The organism is Actinokineospora sp. NPDC004072, assembly GCF_053604195.1.
The window spans coordinates 102,369-117,323 of the sequence record NZ_JBSGHB010000019.1; the positions used below are offsets into that span (position 1 = coordinate 102,369).

A 14,955-nucleotide genomic window follows, 5' to 3' on the forward strand; every position below is an offset into this window, starting at 1 on the left:
GAACAACCCCGTGGCCTCGACCAACGACCTGAAGAACGGCCTGGTGCTCAACCTGGAGGGCCAGCTCTGGTCCGTCGTGGAGTTCCAGCACGTCAAGCCCGGCAAGGGCCCCGCGTTCGTGCGCACCAAGCTCAAGCACGTGATCACCGGCAAGGTGGTCGACAAGACCTTCAACGCGGGCGTGAAGGTGGACACGGCGACCGTGGACCGCCGGGACATGACCTACCTCTACAACGACGGGTCCGAGTACGTCTTCATGGACCCCCACACCTACGAGCAGATCAGCATCGACCCCAAGGTCGTCGGCGACGCGGCCAAGTTCATGCTGGAGAACAGCACCGCGACCGTCAGCTCGCACGAGGGCACCCCGCTGTTCATCGAGCTGCCGACCTCCGTCGAGCTGGTCATCGAGCACACCGACCCGGGCCTGCAGGGCGACCGGTCCACCGGCGGCACCAAGCCCGCGCGGCTGGAGACCGGCGCGGAGATCCAGGTCCCGCTGTTCGTCAGCACCGGCGAGAAGGTCAAGGTCGACACCCGCGACGGGCGCTACCTCGGCCGGGTCAGCGGCTGAGATGGGCGCGCGCAGCAAGGCCCGCAAGCGGGCGGTGGACCTGCTGTTCGAGGCCGCCGTCCGCGGCGTCGACCCGGTCACCCTGCTCGCCGACCGGGTCGGCTCGCCGGACGTCCCGCCGGTCAACGACTACACCGTGACCCTGGTGGAGGGCGTCTGCGCGCACCGGGCGCGCATCGATGAGCTGCTCACCGAGCACGCCCAGGGCTGGACGCTGGAGCGGATGCCCGCCGTGGACCTGGCGATCCTGCGGATGGGCCTCTACGAGCTGCTCTGGGCCGCCGACGTGCCCGACCCGGTGGCCATCGACGAGGCCGTGCAGCTGGCCAAGTCGCTCTCGACCGACGACTCGCCCCGGTTCGTCAACGGCGTCCTCGGCCGCATCGGCGGGATCGCCGACCGGCTGCGGGCCACCCTCTAGCCGGGCCGGGGAGGCGCGCGGCCCGCGCGCCTCCCCGGTGCCCGATCAGTCCTCCTTGGACGGCCGCGCCTCCGGCGGCAGCACGCCCCAGTCGATGAGCTGCTCGGTCAGCTCGCCCGGGGTCATGTCGTAGATGATCGCCAGCGAGCGCAGGTCCTCGGTCCGGATGGACAGCACCTTGCCGTTGTAGTCCCCGCGCTGGCTCTGGATGGTGGCGGCGTAGCGGGCCAGCGGGCCCACCTTCTCGGCGGGCAGCTGCTGCAACCGTTCCAGGTTGATCACGATCTTGGTGGCTGGCTCGGCGCCGGACGGCACCCGGCCCTCGGGCAGGAGCTCCACCACCGGCACGCCGTAGAAGTCCGCGAGCTCGGCCAGCTTCTGCACGGTGACGGCCCGGTCGCCGCGCTCGTAGGAGCCGACCACGACGGCCTTCCACCGGCCACCGGACTTCTGCTCGACGCCGTGCAGGGACAGCCCCTGCTGCTGGCGGATCGCGCGGAGCTTGGCTCCTAGCGCCTTGGCGTAGTCGCCCATGCGGCGGTTCTCCATTCGTTCGCCCCGTCGGCGCTATGGACTGCCGCGGGTAGCTTTAAATCGACACGCAGAGTAATGGTTACCCAGAGTTGTCACCAGGTCAAGCTGGGTCTTTCCCAAACCGCGCCGAACCGGGGCCACCACCCGGTCGGGGCCGAGCCCGCGCCTGGTACCGTCGCGGTGGCTCCAGGTCAGGAGCCTAACCGACATCCTTTAAGGACCCGTCCAGCGAGGCGGGGAAGGAGTCCAGCGTGGCGCCGCGAGACCGTGGCGCGACGGACCCGGCCGGGCGGCGCGAGCTGCTGACGCCGGGCGACGTCGCGCGCACCATCGCCCGAATGGCCCATCAGGTCATCGAGAAGACCTCGCTCGACGCGAGCGGGGCGGCCCGCCCAGTGCTGCTGGGCATCCCCACCAGGGGCGTCCCCCTGGCCAGGCGGCTGGCAGGCAAGATCGCCGAGTTCACCGGTGTGACGGTGCCCACGGGCACCCTCGACGTCACCCTCTACCGCGACGACCTGCGCCGCCGCCCGACCCGACCGCTCGGGAGCACCGAGCTGCCCCCGACGGGCGTGGACGACGCCCTGGTCGTGCTGGTCGACGACGTGCTGTTCTCCGGCCGCACCATCCGCGCCGCCCTCGACGCGCTGCGCGACGCGGGCCGCCCGCGCGCGGTCCAGCTGGCCGTGCTCGTCGACCGCGGCCACCGCGAGCTGCCCATCCGCGCCGACTACGTGGGCAAGAACGTGCCGACCGCCCGCACCGAGGAGGTTTCCGTCCTGTTCGCCGAGACCGACGGCCGCGACGCCGTGCTGCTCAACCGGGAGAGCGGGGCATGAGGCACCTGCTGGGCGCCGACCACATCGACGCCGACACCGCCCTGGCGATCCTGGACACCGCCGACGGTCTCAAGCGGACCCTGCTGGGCCGCGAGGTGAAGAAGCTGCCGACGCTGCGCGGGCGCACCGTCATCACGATGTTCTACGAGAACTCCACCCGGACCCGGGTCTCCTTCGAGATCGCGGGCAAGTGGATGAGCGCGGATGTGGTGAACGTCTCCGCGGGCGGGTCGTCGGTCGGCAAGGGCGAGTCCCTGCGCGACACCGCGCTGACCCTGGCCGCGGCGGGCGCGGACTGCGTGATCATCCGCCACCCGGCCTCCGGCGCGGCCCACCGGCTGGCGGGCTGGCTGTCCGATGTGGGCACCAGCGTGGTGAACGCGGGCGACGGCACCCACGAGCACCCCACCCAGGCGCTGCTGGACGCGGCGACCCTGCGGGACCGGCTCGGCGGCATCGCGGGCCGCCGCATCGGCATCGTCGGCGACGTCCTGCACAGCCGGGTCGCCCGGTCGAACGTGCACCTGCTGACGACCCTCGGCGCGGAGGTGGTCGTCGTCGCGCCGCCCACGCTGCTGCCTGCCAAGCTCGCCGAGTGGCCCGTGAACGGGCTCACGGTCTCCTACGACCTCGACGCCGAGCTGCCTACGTTGGACGCGGTGATGATGCTGCGGGTGCAGGCCGAGCGCATGCACGGCGGCTTCTTCCCGTCCGCCCGCGAGTACGCGGTCCGCTACGGGCTCAGCGCCGCGCGGCTGGCGCTGCTCCCCGAGCACGCCGTCGTGCTGCACCCGGGCCCGATGCTGCGCGGCATGGAGATCGCCCACGCGGTCGCCGACTCGCCGCGGGCGGCCATCACCGAGCAGGTCGCCAACGGCGTGCACGTGCGGATGGCGGTCTTGTACCACCTGCTGGCCGGAGAGGAGGACCAAGCGTGATCGTGCTCAAGGGCGTCCGCCCCTACGGCGAGGACGAGGTCGACATCAAGGTCGACAACGGCGTCATCACCGAGATCGGCGCGGGCCTGACCGCCGAGGAGACCTTCGACGCGCGGGGCGCGATCGCCCTGCCCGGGTTCGTCGACCTGCACACCCACCTGCGCGAGCCGGGCCGCGAGGACACCGAGACCATCGAGACCGGCTCGCGCGCCGCGGCCCTGGGCGGCTACACCGCGGTCTTCGCGATGGCCAACACCGACCCGGTCGCCGACAACGCCGTGGTCGTCGAGCACGTCTGGCGGCGCGGCCGCGAGGTCGGACTGGTCGACGTGCACCCCGTCGGCGCGGTGACCGTGGGGCTCAAGGGCGAGAAGCTGGCCGAGCTGGGCACGATGGCCCGCTCCCAGGCGGGCGTGCGGCTGTTCTCCGACGACGGGCTCTGCGTCGCCGACCCGCTGATCATGCGCCGGGCCCTGGAGTACACCAAGGCGCTCGACGCGGTGATCGCCCAGCACGCCGAGGAGCCCCGGCTGACCGTCGGCGCGCAGGCGCACGAGGGCGAGACCGCCGCCCGGCTCGGCCTGGCGGGCTGGCCTGCGGTGGCCGAGGAGGCCATCGTCGCCCGCGACTGCCTGCTGGCCCGCCACGTCGGGGCCCGCCTGCACGTCTGCCACGTCTCCACCGCGGGCACCGTCGACGTCCTGGCCTGGGCCAAGGCCCGCGGCACCCGGGTCTCGGCCGAGGTCACCCCGCACCACCTGCTCCTCGACGACTCCCGGCTGACCAGCTACGACCCGGTCAACAAGGTCAACCCGCCGCTGCGCGGGAGCGGCGACGCCGCGGCCCTGCGCCAGGCGCTGGCCGACGGGGTCGTCGACTGCGTGGCCACCGACCACGCCCCGCACGCCCCGCAGGACAAGGACTGCGAGTGGTCGGCGGCGCGCCCGGGCATGCTCGGCCTGCAGACCGCGCTGGGCATCGTCGTCAAGACGATGGTCGAGCCCGGCCTGCTCGACTGGCGCGGCGTCGCCCGGGTGATGAGCGAGCGGCCCGCCGAGATCGCCGGGCTGCCCGACCAGGGCCGCCCCATCGCCGTGGGCGAGCCCGCCACGCTGGCCCTGGTCGACCCGGGCGCCCGCTGGACGGTCCGCGGCGCGGAGCTGGCCAGCATCGCGGCCAACACCCCCTACGAGGGCATGGAGCTGCCGGGCGCGGTCGTGGCGACCCTGCTGCGCGGGCGGTTCACCGCCCGGGACGGGAAGGTGGCCTGATGACCCGGGCTCTGCTCACCCTGCTCACCCTGGCCGTGCTGGTCGGCCTGGCCGCGCTGATGTGGTGGGGCTACCGCAACCGCCGCAAGCGCCAGGCCCACCTGCCCGCCTTCCCGCAGGCGCCCGCCGAGCTGCTGGCCGCGGTCCGGGCGGGCACCGCGCCCGACCTGCTGCCGCCGAGCACCGGCCTCTACGCCAGCACGGTCACCGATGCAGGCTGGCAGGACCGGGTCGCCATCGGCGACATCGGCTTCCGCGCGGAGGCGACCGCGCACCTGCTCGCCGAGGGCGTGCTGTTCGACCGGACCGGCGCGCAGCCGGTCTGGATCCCCGCCGCGGACGTGGTCGACGCCCGCACCGAGCCCGGCATCGCCGGGAAGGTGATGGGCGGCGCCGGGCTGCTGGTCGTGCGCTGGCGCATCGGCGACCACGAGTTCGACACCGGCTTCCGCGCCGACGACAAGGACGACTACCAGACGTGGGTGCCCGCGCTGCGCTCGCTCACCGGAGGTACCCCATGACCACCACACGCACCCCGGCCGCGCTCGTGCTGGAGGACGGCCGGGTCTTCCGCGGCTCCGCCTTCGGCGCGCTCGGCTCGACCTTCGGCGAGGTCGTCTTCTGCACCGCCATGACCGGCTACCAGGAGACGCTGACCGACCCCTCCTACCACCGCCAGATCGTGGTGGCCACGGCCCCGCAGATCGGCAACACCGGCTGGAACGACGAGGACGACGAGTCCAAGCGCATCTGGGTGGCGGGCTACGTCGTCCGCGACCCCGCGCGGGTGCCGTCGAACTGGCGCTCCCGCCGCCCGCTGGCCGAGGAACTGGACAACCAGGGCGTGGTCGGCATCAGCGGGGTCGACACCCGCGCGCTGACCCGCCACATCCGCGAGCGCGGGGCGATGCGCGCCGGGGTGTTCTCCGGCGGCGAGCTGACCAGCGAGGACGCGATGGTCGTCCGGGTGCTGGAGAGCCCGCGGATGCTGGGCGCGGCGCTGGCCGACGAGGTCACCACCCGCGAGCCCTACGTCGTCCCGGCCGACGGCCCGACCCGGTTCCGGGTGGCCGCGCTGGACCTGGGCATCAAGGCCAACACCCCGCGGATGCTGGCCGCCCGCGGCATCGAGACCCACGTGCTGCCCGCCACCAGCGCCATCGACGACCTGCTCGCCGTCGAGCCGGACGGGGTCTTCCTGTCCAACGGCCCGGGCGACCCGGCGACGATGGACCACGCGGTGGCGGTGACCAAGGCCGCGCTGGAGCGGCGCATCCCGCTGTTCGGCATCTGCTTCGGCAACCAGATCCTGGGCCGGGCCCTGGGCCGGTCGACCTACAAGATGCGCTACGGCCACCGCGGCATCAACATACCGGTGATCGACGTGGAGACCGGCGCGGTCGCCATCACCTCGCAGAACCACGGGTTCGCTCTGGAAGGCGAGGCAGGCGAGGAGTTCGACACCCCCTACGGCCGCGCCAAGGTCAGCCACGTCTGCCCCAACGACGGCACGGTCGAGGGGCTGCGGGCGCTAGACGTGCCCGCGTTCTCCGTGCAGTACCACCCCGAGGCCGCCGCGGGCCCGCACGACGCCGCGGACCTGTTCGACCGGTTCGCGAACCTGATGGAGGGCGGTCGCTGATGCCCAAGCGCGACGACATCCAGCACGTGCTGGTCATCGGCTCCGGTCCGATCGTCATCGGGCAGGCGTGCGAGTTCGACTACTCCGGCACCCAGGCCTGCCGCGTCCTGCGCGCCGAGGGCATCCGGGTCAGCCTGGTCAACTCCAACCCGGCCACGATCATGACCGACCCGGAGTTCGCCGACGCCACCTACGTCGAGCCGATCACCCCGGACTTCGTGGAGAAGGTCATCGCCAAGGAGCGCCCGGACGCGATCCTGGCGACCCTGGGCGGGCAGACCGCCCTGAACACCGCCGTCGCGCTGCACGAGCGCGGCGTGCTGGAGAAGTACGGCGTCGAGCTGATCGGCGCCGACATCGACGCCATCCAGCGCGGCGAGGACCGGCAGAAGTTCAAGGACATCGTCGCCGAGGTCGGCGGCGAGACCCCGCGCAGCCGGGTGTGCCACTCGATGGCCGAGGTCCGCGAGACCGTCGCCGAGCTGGGCCTGCCGGTGGTCATCCGGCCCTCGTTCACCATGGGCGGGCTGGGCTCGGGCATGGCCCACACCCACGAGGAGCTGGAGCGGCTGGCCTCCACCGGCCTGGCCGAGAGCCCGGTCACCGAGGTGCTCATCGAGGAGAGCGTCCTCGGCTGGAAGGAGTACGAGCTGGAGCTGATGCGCGACCGCCGCGACAACGTGGTCGTCATCTGCTCCATCGAGAACATCGACCCGATGGGCGTGCACACCGGCGACTCGGTGACCGTCGCCCCGGCGATGACGCTGACCGACCGCGAGTACCAGGTCATGCGCGACACCGGCATCGCCGTGCTGCGCGCGGTCGGGGTGGACACCGGCGGCTGCAACATCCAGTTCGCCATCCACCCGCAGACCGGGCGCATGGTCGTCATCGAGATGAACCCGCGGGTGTCGCGCTCCAGCGCGCTGGCCTCCAAGGCCACCGGCTTCCCGATCGCCAAGATCGCCGCCAAGCTGGCCATCGGCTACACCCTCGACGAGATCACCAACGACATCACCGGCGAGACCCCGGCGTCCTTCGAGCCGACGCTGGACTACGTGGTGGTGAAGGTGCCGCGGTTCGCCTTCGAGAAGTTCCCCGGCGCGGACCCGACGCTGACCACCACGATGAAGTCCGTGGGCGAGGCGATGAGCCTGGGCCGCAACTTCGCCGAGGCGCTGGGCAAGGCGCTGCGGTCGATGGAGACCAAGGCCGTGGGCTTCTGGACCACCCCCGACCCGGACACCATGACCCAGGAGTCCGCCCTCGACGCCCTGCGCACCGGCCACGACGGCCGCCTCTACACCGTCGAGCGGGCGCTGCGGATGGGCGCGTCCGTCGAGGACGTGCACGACGCCTCCGGCATCGACCCGTGGTTCATCGACCAGATCGCGATGCTGGTCGAGCTGCGCCGGGAGATCGAGGCCGCGCCGGTGCTGGACGAGGACCTGCTGCGGCGGGCCAAGCACAACGGGCTCTCCGACCGCCAGATCGCCGCGCTGCGGCCGGAGCTGGCAGGCGAGGACGGCGTGCGCGCCCTGCGGCACCGCCTGGGCGTGCGGCCGGTGTTCAAGACTGTCGACACCTGCGCCGCCGAGTTCGCCGCCCGGACGCCGTACCACTACTCGGCCTACGAGCTCGACCCCGCCGCGGAGTCCGAGGTCGCCCCGCAGCACGACAAGCCCAAGGTGCTGATCCTGGGCTCCGGGCCCAACCGCATCGGGCAGGGCATCGAGTTCGACTACTCCTGCGTGCACGCGGCGATGGCGCTGCGCGAGGCCGGGTACGAGACGGTGATGGTCAACTGCAACCCGGAGACCGTGTCGACCGACTACGACACCTCCGACCGGCTCTACTTCGAGCCGCTGACCTTCGAGGACGTGCTGGAGGTCGTGCACTCCGAGCGCATGTCCGGCACGGTCGCGGGCGTGGTCGTGCAGCTCGGCGGGCAGACCCCGCTGGGCCTGGCCCGGCGGCTGGCGGAGGCGGGCGTGCCGGTCGTGGGCACCTCGCCGCAGGCCATCCACCTGGCCGAGGACCGCGGCGCGTTCGGCGAGGTGCTGACCTCGGCCGGGCTGCCCGCGCCCAAGTACGGCACGGCGACCTCCTTCGCCGCGGCCAAGCGCATCGCCGACGAGATCGGCTACCCGGTGCTGGTGCGCCCGTCGTACGTGCTGGGCGGGCGCGGCATGGAGATCGTCTACGACGAGGACTCCCTGGCCGGCTATATCCAGCGCGCGACGGAGATCACCCCCGAGCACCCGGTGCTGGTCGACCGGTTCCTCGACGACGCCATCGAGATCGACGTCGACGCCCTGTGCGACGGCGAGGAGGTCTACCTCGGCGGGGTCATGGAGCACATCGAGGAGGCGGGCATCCACTCCGGCGACTCCTCCTGCGCGCTGCCGCCGATCACCCTGGGCCGCACCGACCTGGAGGCCGTGCGCCGCTCCACCGAGGCCATCGCCAAGGGCATCGGCGTGCGCGGGCTGCTGAACGTGCAGTACGCCCTCAAGGACGACGTGCTCTACGTCCTGGAGGCCAACCCGCGCGCCAGCCGGACGGTGCCGTTCGTGTCCAAGGCGACCGCGGTGCCGCTGGCCAAGGCCGCGGCCCGGATCATGCTCGGCGCGACCATCGCCGACCTGCGCGCCGAGGGCCTGCTCCCGGCCGAGGGCGACGGGGCCGAGTTCGCCGAGGGCGCGCCGGTCGCGGTCAAGGAGGCGGTGCTGCCCTTCCACCGGTTCCGCACCCCCGAGGGGCACGGCGTCGACTCGCTGCTGGGCCCGGAGATGAAGTCCACCGGCGAGGTCATGGGCATCGACGAGTCCTTCGGCAAGGCCTTCGCCAAGTCCCAGACGGCCTCCTACGGCTCGCTGCCGACCTCCGGCAAGGTCTTCGTCTCGGTGGCCAACCGCGACAAGCGGGCGATGGTGTTCCCGGTCAAGCGCCTGGCGGACCTGGGCTTCGAGGTCCTGGCGACCTCGGGCACCGCGGAAGTCCTGCGCCGCAACGGTATCCCGTGCACGGTGGTGCGCAAGCACTTCGAGGGCAAGGACAACATCGTGGAGCTGATCCACTCCGGCGGGGTCGACATGGTGATCAACACCCCGTACGGCAACCACGGCCCGCGCGTGGACGGCTACGAGATCCGCACCGCCGCGGTGGCCCGCGACATCCCGTGCGTGACGACGATCCAGGGCGCGGCGGCCGCGGTGCACGGCATCGAGGCGCTGATCCGCGACGAGATCGGCGTGCAGCCGCTGCAGGCCATGCAGACCGCCCTGCGGGCGTCCCGGTGACCGGCTTCGGCGCGCGGCTGGCGCAGACCGTCGCCGCGCGCGGGGCGCTCTGCGTCGGCATCGACCCCCACCCGGCCCTGCTGGCCGCGTGGGGGCTGCCCGGCGACGCGAGCGGGCTGGAGCGGTTCGCGCTGACCTGCGTCGAGGCGCTGGCGGGGGAGGTCGCGGTGCTCAAGCCGCAGTCGGCCTTCTTCGAGGCGCACGGCTCCCGCGGGGTGGCCGTGCTGGAGCGGCTCATCGCCGAGGCGCGGGCGGCCGGGGCGCTGGTCCTGGTCGACGCCAAGCGCGGCGACATCGGCTCCACCATGACCGCCTACGCCCAGGCGTACCTGTCCGACGGCTCCCCGCTGGCGGGCGACGCCGTGACGCTCTCGCCGTACCTGGGGTTCGGCTCGCTGGAGCCCGCCATCGCCGCGGCGGAGGCCACCGGACGGGGGGTCTTCGTGCTGGCCCTGACGTCGAACCCGGAGGGCGCGCAGGTGCAGCGGGCGGAGTCGGGCGGCAAGTCGGTGGCGCAGGCCGTGGTGGACGAGGCGACGGCCCGCAACGCGGGCGTCGAGCCGCTGGGCCCGGTCGGCCTGGTCATCGGTGCCACGCTGACCGCGACCGGGGTCGACCTGTCCGCGCTCAACGGCCCGATCCTGGCCCCCGGGGTGGGCGCGCAGGGCGCGGGTCCGGCCGACCTGGCGCGCCTGTTCGGCAAGGGACGGCACGTGCTGCCCACCAGCTCCCGCGACGTGCTGCGGCATGGTCCCGACGCGGGCGCGCTGCGGGCGGCCGCGCTGCGGCTGCGCGACGCCGTGGCCTGATTTGTCCGGAGCGGGCAAGGGGACCCGCGGCCGTTCGGGTCCTCTTTGTCCCCATTCACATCATTAGCGCAGGTGGCGACGTTGCTCTGTCCGGGTGGACTCCGGCCGCCTGGCGAGTGGCGCACGCCTCACCGTGCGCAGCACGTGGGCGGGCGAGCGCGCTCGGTGACGAAATCCGCCGCTGTCCGGTTTAGTCCCGTTTTCCCTGGTCAGGCCTGCGAACAGTCACCGATCGTTGATCAACTTTAGCGGTGCGGTCACACCCGGTGCAACCCGGCCCCCGCGTTGTCGTCGCAGGCCAGGGGTCGGTAACGTCGCGGCACCGATCCGGAAATCCCACCCCACGGAGGAAATCGTGGCCCTTCCCCAGCTGACCGACGAGCAGCGGGCCGCAGCGCTGGAGAAGGCGGCTGCCGCCCGACGCGCCCGCGCCGAGCTCAAGGAGCGCCTGAAGCGAGGCGGCACCACCCTCAAGGACGTCCTGGCCCAGTCCGACAACGACGAGGTGCTGGGCAAGATGAAGGTCACCGCGCTGCTGGAGGCCCTACCGGGCGTCGGCAAGGTGCGTGCCCAGCAGATCATCGAGCGCCTGGAGATCGCGCCCAGCCGCAGGCTGCGCGGCCTGGGCGACCGCCAGCGCAAGGCGCTGCTCGCCGAGTTCTCCGGCGAGTGACCGAGTCGATGAGCGGCCGTGGGCCGGGGTCGGGCGAGCACATCGCCCGACCCCGGCTCACTGTCGTGTCCGGGCCATCCGGGGTCGGCAAGTCCAGCGTGGTGGCGGAGCTGCGCCGCCTCCACCCGGACCTGTACTTCAGCGTGTCGGTGACCACCCGGGCCGCCCGGCCCGGGGAGGTCGACGGCGCGCACTACCACTTCATCGACCGCCCGGAGTTCGACCGCATGGTCGCCGCGGGCGAGCTGCTGGAGCACGCCGAGTACGCGGGCAACTGCTACGGCACCCCGCGCGGGCCGGTGGTGGCCGCGCTCGCCGCGGGCAGGCCCGCGGTGCTGGAGATCGAGCTGCAGGGCGCCCGCCAGGTGCGCGCGGCGATGCCCGACGCGCAGCTGGTCATGCTGATGCCGCCCAGCTGGGAGACGCTCGTGGCCAGGCTCACCGGCCGCGGGACCGAGCCGGACGAGGTGGTGGCGCGTAGGCTGGCGGTCGCCAAGCGCGAGCTGGCCGCCGCCGAGGAGTTCGACGCCGTCGTGGTCAACGCCGACGTCCGGACCGCCGCCGCCGAGTTGCTAACCTTGGTGCTCACGGATTCGTCTGACAAGCTGGAGCGTTGCGAGTGATCACCCCCACCGAGCTGGGCATCGAGCAGGCCGGCACCCCGCTGGAAGGCATCACCAACCCCCCGATCGACGACCTGCTCGACAAGGTCAGCTCGAAGTACGCCCTGGTGATCTACGCGGCCAAGCGCGCCCGCCAGATCAACGACTACTACGCCCAGCTGGGCGAGGGCCTGCTGGAGTACGTCGGCCCGCTGGTCGAGCCCGGCCCCCGGGAGAAGCCGCTGTCGATCGCGCTGCGGGAGATCCACTCGGGCCTGCTCGAGCACACCGAGGGCGAGTGACCCCCGGCCGTCCCCGCGTCGTCCTCGGCGTCGGCGGCGGCATCGCCGCCTACAAGGCGTGCGAGGTGCTGCGCGGTCTCACCGAGACCGGGCACGACGTGCGCGTCGTGCCGACCGAGGCGGCCCTGCGGTTCGTGGGGGCGGCGACGTTCGAGGCGCTGTCCGGGCAGAAGGTCGCCACCGGCGTCTTCGCCGACGTGCCCGAGGTGCCGCACGTGCGGCTCGGACAGGAAGCCGACCTCGTCGTGGTCGTCCCGGCCACGGCCGACCTGCTGGCCAAGGCCGCGACCGGCCTGGCCGACGACCTGCTCACCAGCACCCTGCTCACCGCGCGCTGCCCGGTGCTGATGGCCCCGGCCATGCACACCGAGATGTGGGAGCACCCGGCCACCCGCGCCAACGTGGCGACGCTGCGCGAGCGCGGCGTCATCGTGCCCGAGCCCGCCGCGGGCAGGCTGACCGGCGCGGACACCGGCAAGGGCAGGCTGGCCGACCCCGCCGAGATCGTCGACCTGGCCCGGCTGCTGCTGAGCAGGCCGGGCGCGCTGCCGCGCGACCTGGTCGGGCGCCGGGTCGTGGTCTCCGCGGGCGGCACGCGCGAGCCGCTGGACCCGGTGCGCTACCTGGGCAACCGATCCTCGGGCAAGCAGGGCTACGCGCTGGCCCGCACGGCCGCCGCCCGCGGCGCCGAGGTGACGCTGGTGTCCGCGCACACGCTGCCGCTGCCCGAGCCCGCCGGGGTCCACCTGGTCCGGGTGGGCACCGCCGAGCAGCTGCGGGTGGCCGTGCACGCGGCGGCCGAGGACGCCGACGTGGTGGTGATGGCCGCCGCGGTGGCCGACTTCCGGCCTGCCGAGCGGGCCGAGTACAAGATCAAGAAGACCGCCCGCGACCCGGACCCCATCGCGCTCGTGCGCAATGCGGACGTGCTCGCCGAGCTGGTGGAAGCACGGTCGAACAACCCGGCGCGCACGGGGCAGGTGATCGTCGGCTTCGCCGCCGAGACCGGCGACAGCGGGGCCGACGTGCTCGACCACGCCCGCGCCAAGCTCGCCCGCAAGGGCTGTGACCTGCTGGTTGTCAACGCGGTGGGCGAGGGCAAGGCCTTCGGGACCGAGGACAACTCCGGGTGGCTGCTGGCCGCCGACGGGACAGAACAGCCCATCGCGTTGGGGTCGAAAGCGCAAATGGCGACCGAAGTGTGGGACGCAGTCGCCAACATGCTCGGTTCGTCGCCGGATTGATGCCGGGCCGGATAATGGTCGCAACGAGCCAAACCCGTACGGATGAGTGGGGTACCCCGTGACTGAAACAGGCAGCCGCCGACTGTTCACCTCGGAGTCGGTCACCGAAGGGCATCCGGACAAGATCTGCGACGCCATCAGCGACTCGGTGCTCGACGCCCTGCTCGCCCAGGACCCCCGGTCCCGGGTGGCGGTGGAGACGCTGGTGACGACGGGCCAGGTGCACGTCGCCGGCGAGGTGACCACCGAGGCCTACGCCGACATCCCGACCATCGTGCGGGAGAAGATCCTGGAGATCGGCTACGACTCCTCGGCCAAGGGCTTCGACGGCAACTCCTGCGGCGTCAACATCGCCATCGGCGCGCAGTCGCCCGACATCGCCCAGGGCGTCGACACCGCCTACGAGTCGCGCGTGGAGAACGTCGAGGACGAGATCGCCCGGCAGGGCGCGGGCGACCAGGGCCTGATGTTCGGCTACGCCTGCAACGACACCCCCGAGCTGATGCCGCTGCCGATCGCCCTGGCCCACCGCCTGGCCCGGCGGCTGACCAAGGTCCGCAAGGACGGCGTGCTGCCCTACCTGCGCCCGGACGGCAAGACCCAGGTCACCATCGAGTACGCCGGTGACAAGCCGGTGCGCCTGGACACCGTGGTCGTCTCCAGCCAGCACGCCGACGGCATCGACCTGGAGAAGCTGCTCGGCGCCGACGTCCGCGAGCAGGTCGTGCTGCCCGAGCTGGCGAACCTGGAGCTGGACACCGAGGGCGTGCGGCTGCTGGTCAACCCGACCGGCCGCTTCGTCATCGGCGGCCCGATGGGCGACGCGGGCCTGACCGGCCGCAAGATCATCGTCGACACCTACGGCGGCATGGCCCGCCACGGCGGCGGCGCGTTCTCCGGCAAGGACCCGTCGAAGGTCGACCGCTCGGCGGCCTACGCCATGCGCTGGGTGGCCAAGAACGCCGTGGCCGCTGGCCTGGCCTCGCGCATCGAGGTGCAGATCGCCTACGCGATCGGCAAGGCGGCCCCGGTCGGGCTGTTCGTGGAGACCTTCGGCACCGAGAACGCCGACCCGGTGCGCATCCAGGATGCCATCCGCGAGGTCTTCGACCTGCGGCCCGCCGCGATCATCCGCGACCTGGACCTGCTGCGCCCGATCTACGCCCCGACGGCGGCCTACGGCCACTTCGGCCGCACCGACGTCGACCTGCCCTGGGAGCGGACCGACCGCGCCGACGACCTCAAGCAGGCCGTCGGCTCCTGACCGACCCCCTGCGCAGCGGGCCGCCCCGACCGGGGCGGCCCGCTGTGTTTCGCCCGGCCCGACCCGGGCTAACCGGACGGCGTGACCCGGCATAACATCGAGACCGTGCGGCCAGGTCCAGTGCAGTGGCTCCGGTACGCCGTCGGCGGCACGCTGCCCGAGCGGTACCGGCCGTGGGTGCTGTGGGACCTCACCGCGCCCACCTGGGTGGCGCGCCACTTCGCCCGGGTGATGGTGCTGTTCCTGCCGCTGTGGCTGCTCCTGCTCGTCCCCGGCCCGCTGAGCCTGCGGCTGTCCATGATCGCCGCTGGCTACGTCACCGGGCTGTACTTCTCCCTGTCGTTCATGGAGGACGCCTCCGAGCGCAGGCTGATCAAGCACGGCTACCCGGTCGGCCTCAACCGGCGCATCCGGGAGGAGGCGGCCCCGCAAGACCGGGCCGAGGTGGCGGCCATGTACGCGGCCTACCACGACACTTCCGAGGCGTCGCGGCGCGACCCCCGAGCCGACTGAGCGTCGCCCCGGTCTGGTACACCACGG

At 72.7% G+C, this 14,955-nt stretch carries 16 protein-coding genes; 15 read left to right on the forward strand and 1 reads right to left on the reverse strand.

Annotated features, from left to right (window positions below; translation table 11 throughout):
- Positions 1–10: 10 nt before the first annotated feature.
- Together efp and nusB are read left to right on the forward strand one after the other, a co-directional pair.
- The gene (gene efp / locus ACWEPX_RS26190; RefSeq protein WP_451899897.1) at positions 11–574 is read left to right on the forward strand and encodes an elongation factor P; all 564 of its coding nucleotides are present in this window, start codon (positions 11–13) and stop codon (positions 572–574) included.
- A 1-nt stretch (position 575) separates the two neighbouring features.
- On the forward strand, positions 576–995 hold the full coding sequence (gene nusB, locus ACWEPX_RS26195) for a transcription antitermination factor NusB (protein WP_451899898.1): 420 nt from the start codon (positions 576–578) through the stop codon (positions 993–995).
- Positions 996–1,040: 45 nt separating this feature from the next.
- Here nusB and bldD read toward each other — a convergent pair whose 3' ends face one another.
- On the reverse strand, positions 1,041–1,529 hold the full coding sequence (gene bldD, locus ACWEPX_RS26200; RefSeq protein ID WP_018686187.1) for a transcriptional regulator BldD: 489 nt from the start codon (positions 1,527–1,529) through the stop codon (positions 1,041–1,043).
- 251 nt (positions 1,530–1,780) lie between these two features.
- Between bldD and pyrR the strand changes: the two genes are divergently transcribed.
- The 13 genes from pyrR to ACWEPX_RS26265 all read left to right on the forward strand — a co-directional run bounded on the left by pyrR (position 1,781) and on the right by ACWEPX_RS26265 (position 14,928).
- A complete protein-coding gene (gene pyrR, locus ACWEPX_RS26205) occupies positions 1,781–2,368 on the forward strand; it encodes a bifunctional pyr operon transcriptional regulator/uracil phosphoribosyltransferase PyrR (RefSeq protein WP_451899899.1) in 588 nt (195 codons plus the stop codon).
- Positions 2,365–3,306 (forward strand): aspartate carbamoyltransferase catalytic subunit, encoded by a 942-nt coding sequence (locus ACWEPX_RS26210; RefSeq protein WP_451899900.1) that lies wholly within the window; start codon positions 2,365–2,367, stop codon positions 3,304–3,306. The genes pyrR and ACWEPX_RS26210 overlap by 4 nt, the downstream gene beginning before the upstream one ends.
- Positions 3,303–4,577, forward strand: a complete 1,275-nt coding sequence (locus ACWEPX_RS26215; RefSeq protein WP_451899901.1) for a dihydroorotase — start codon at positions 3,303–3,305, stop codon at positions 4,575–4,577. The genes ACWEPX_RS26210 and ACWEPX_RS26215 overlap by 4 nt, the downstream gene beginning before the upstream one ends.
- Positions 4,577–5,098, forward strand: coding sequence for a PH-like domain-containing protein (locus ACWEPX_RS26220; protein ID WP_451899902.1), 522 nt, complete (start codon positions 4,577–4,579; stop codon positions 5,096–5,098). The genes ACWEPX_RS26215 and ACWEPX_RS26220 overlap by 1 nt, the downstream gene beginning before the upstream one ends.
- The gene (gene carA, locus ACWEPX_RS26225; protein WP_451899903.1) at positions 5,095–6,219 is read left to right on the forward strand and encodes a glutamine-hydrolyzing carbamoyl-phosphate synthase small subunit; all 1,125 of its coding nucleotides are present in this window, start codon (positions 5,095–5,097) and stop codon (positions 6,217–6,219) included. The genes ACWEPX_RS26220 and carA overlap by 4 nt, the downstream gene beginning before the upstream one ends.
- Positions 6,219–9,521, forward strand: coding sequence for a carbamoyl-phosphate synthase large subunit (gene carB / locus ACWEPX_RS26230; RefSeq protein WP_451899904.1), 3,303 nt, complete (start codon positions 6,219–6,221; stop codon positions 9,519–9,521). Before carA ends, carB begins: the two co-directional genes overlap by 1 nt.
- Positions 9,518–10,330, forward strand: coding sequence for an orotidine-5'-phosphate decarboxylase (pyrF, locus tag ACWEPX_RS26235; RefSeq protein ID WP_451899905.1), 813 nt, complete (start codon positions 9,518–9,520; stop codon positions 10,328–10,330). The genes carB and pyrF overlap by 4 nt, the downstream gene beginning before the upstream one ends.
- 355 nt (positions 10,331–10,685) lie before the next feature.
- On the forward strand, positions 10,686–11,003 hold the full coding sequence (gene mihF, locus ACWEPX_RS26240; RefSeq protein ID WP_189214409.1) for an integration host factor, actinobacterial type: 318 nt from the start codon (positions 10,686–10,688) through the stop codon (positions 11,001–11,003).
- Positions 11,004–11,011: 8 nt separating this feature from the next.
- Positions 11,012–11,626, forward strand: a complete 615-nt coding sequence (gmk, locus tag ACWEPX_RS26245; RefSeq protein WP_451899906.1) for a guanylate kinase — start codon at positions 11,012–11,014, stop codon at positions 11,624–11,626.
- Positions 11,623–11,907, forward strand: a complete 285-nt coding sequence (gene rpoZ / locus ACWEPX_RS26250) for a DNA-directed RNA polymerase subunit omega (RefSeq protein ID WP_451899907.1) — start codon at positions 11,623–11,625, stop codon at positions 11,905–11,907. The genes gmk and rpoZ overlap by 4 nt, the downstream gene beginning before the upstream one ends.
- Positions 11,904–13,151: a bifunctional phosphopantothenoylcysteine decarboxylase/phosphopantothenate--cysteine ligase CoaBC gene (gene coaBC, locus ACWEPX_RS26255; protein ID WP_451899908.1), complete on the forward strand. Its 1,248-nt coding sequence runs from the start codon at positions 11,904–11,906 to the stop codon at positions 13,149–13,151. Before rpoZ ends, coaBC begins: the two co-directional genes overlap by 4 nt.
- Before the next feature lie 82 nt (positions 13,152–13,233).
- Positions 13,234–14,415 (forward strand): methionine adenosyltransferase, encoded by a 1,182-nt coding sequence (gene metK, locus ACWEPX_RS26260; RefSeq protein ID WP_451899932.1) that lies wholly within the window; start codon positions 13,234–13,236, stop codon positions 14,413–14,415.
- A gap of 105 nt (positions 14,416–14,520) precedes the next feature.
- A complete protein-coding gene (locus ACWEPX_RS26265) occupies positions 14,521–14,928 on the forward strand; it encodes a DUF5313 family protein (RefSeq protein ID WP_451899909.1) in 408 nt (135 codons plus the stop codon).
- Positions 14,929–14,955 lie beyond the last annotated feature (27 nt).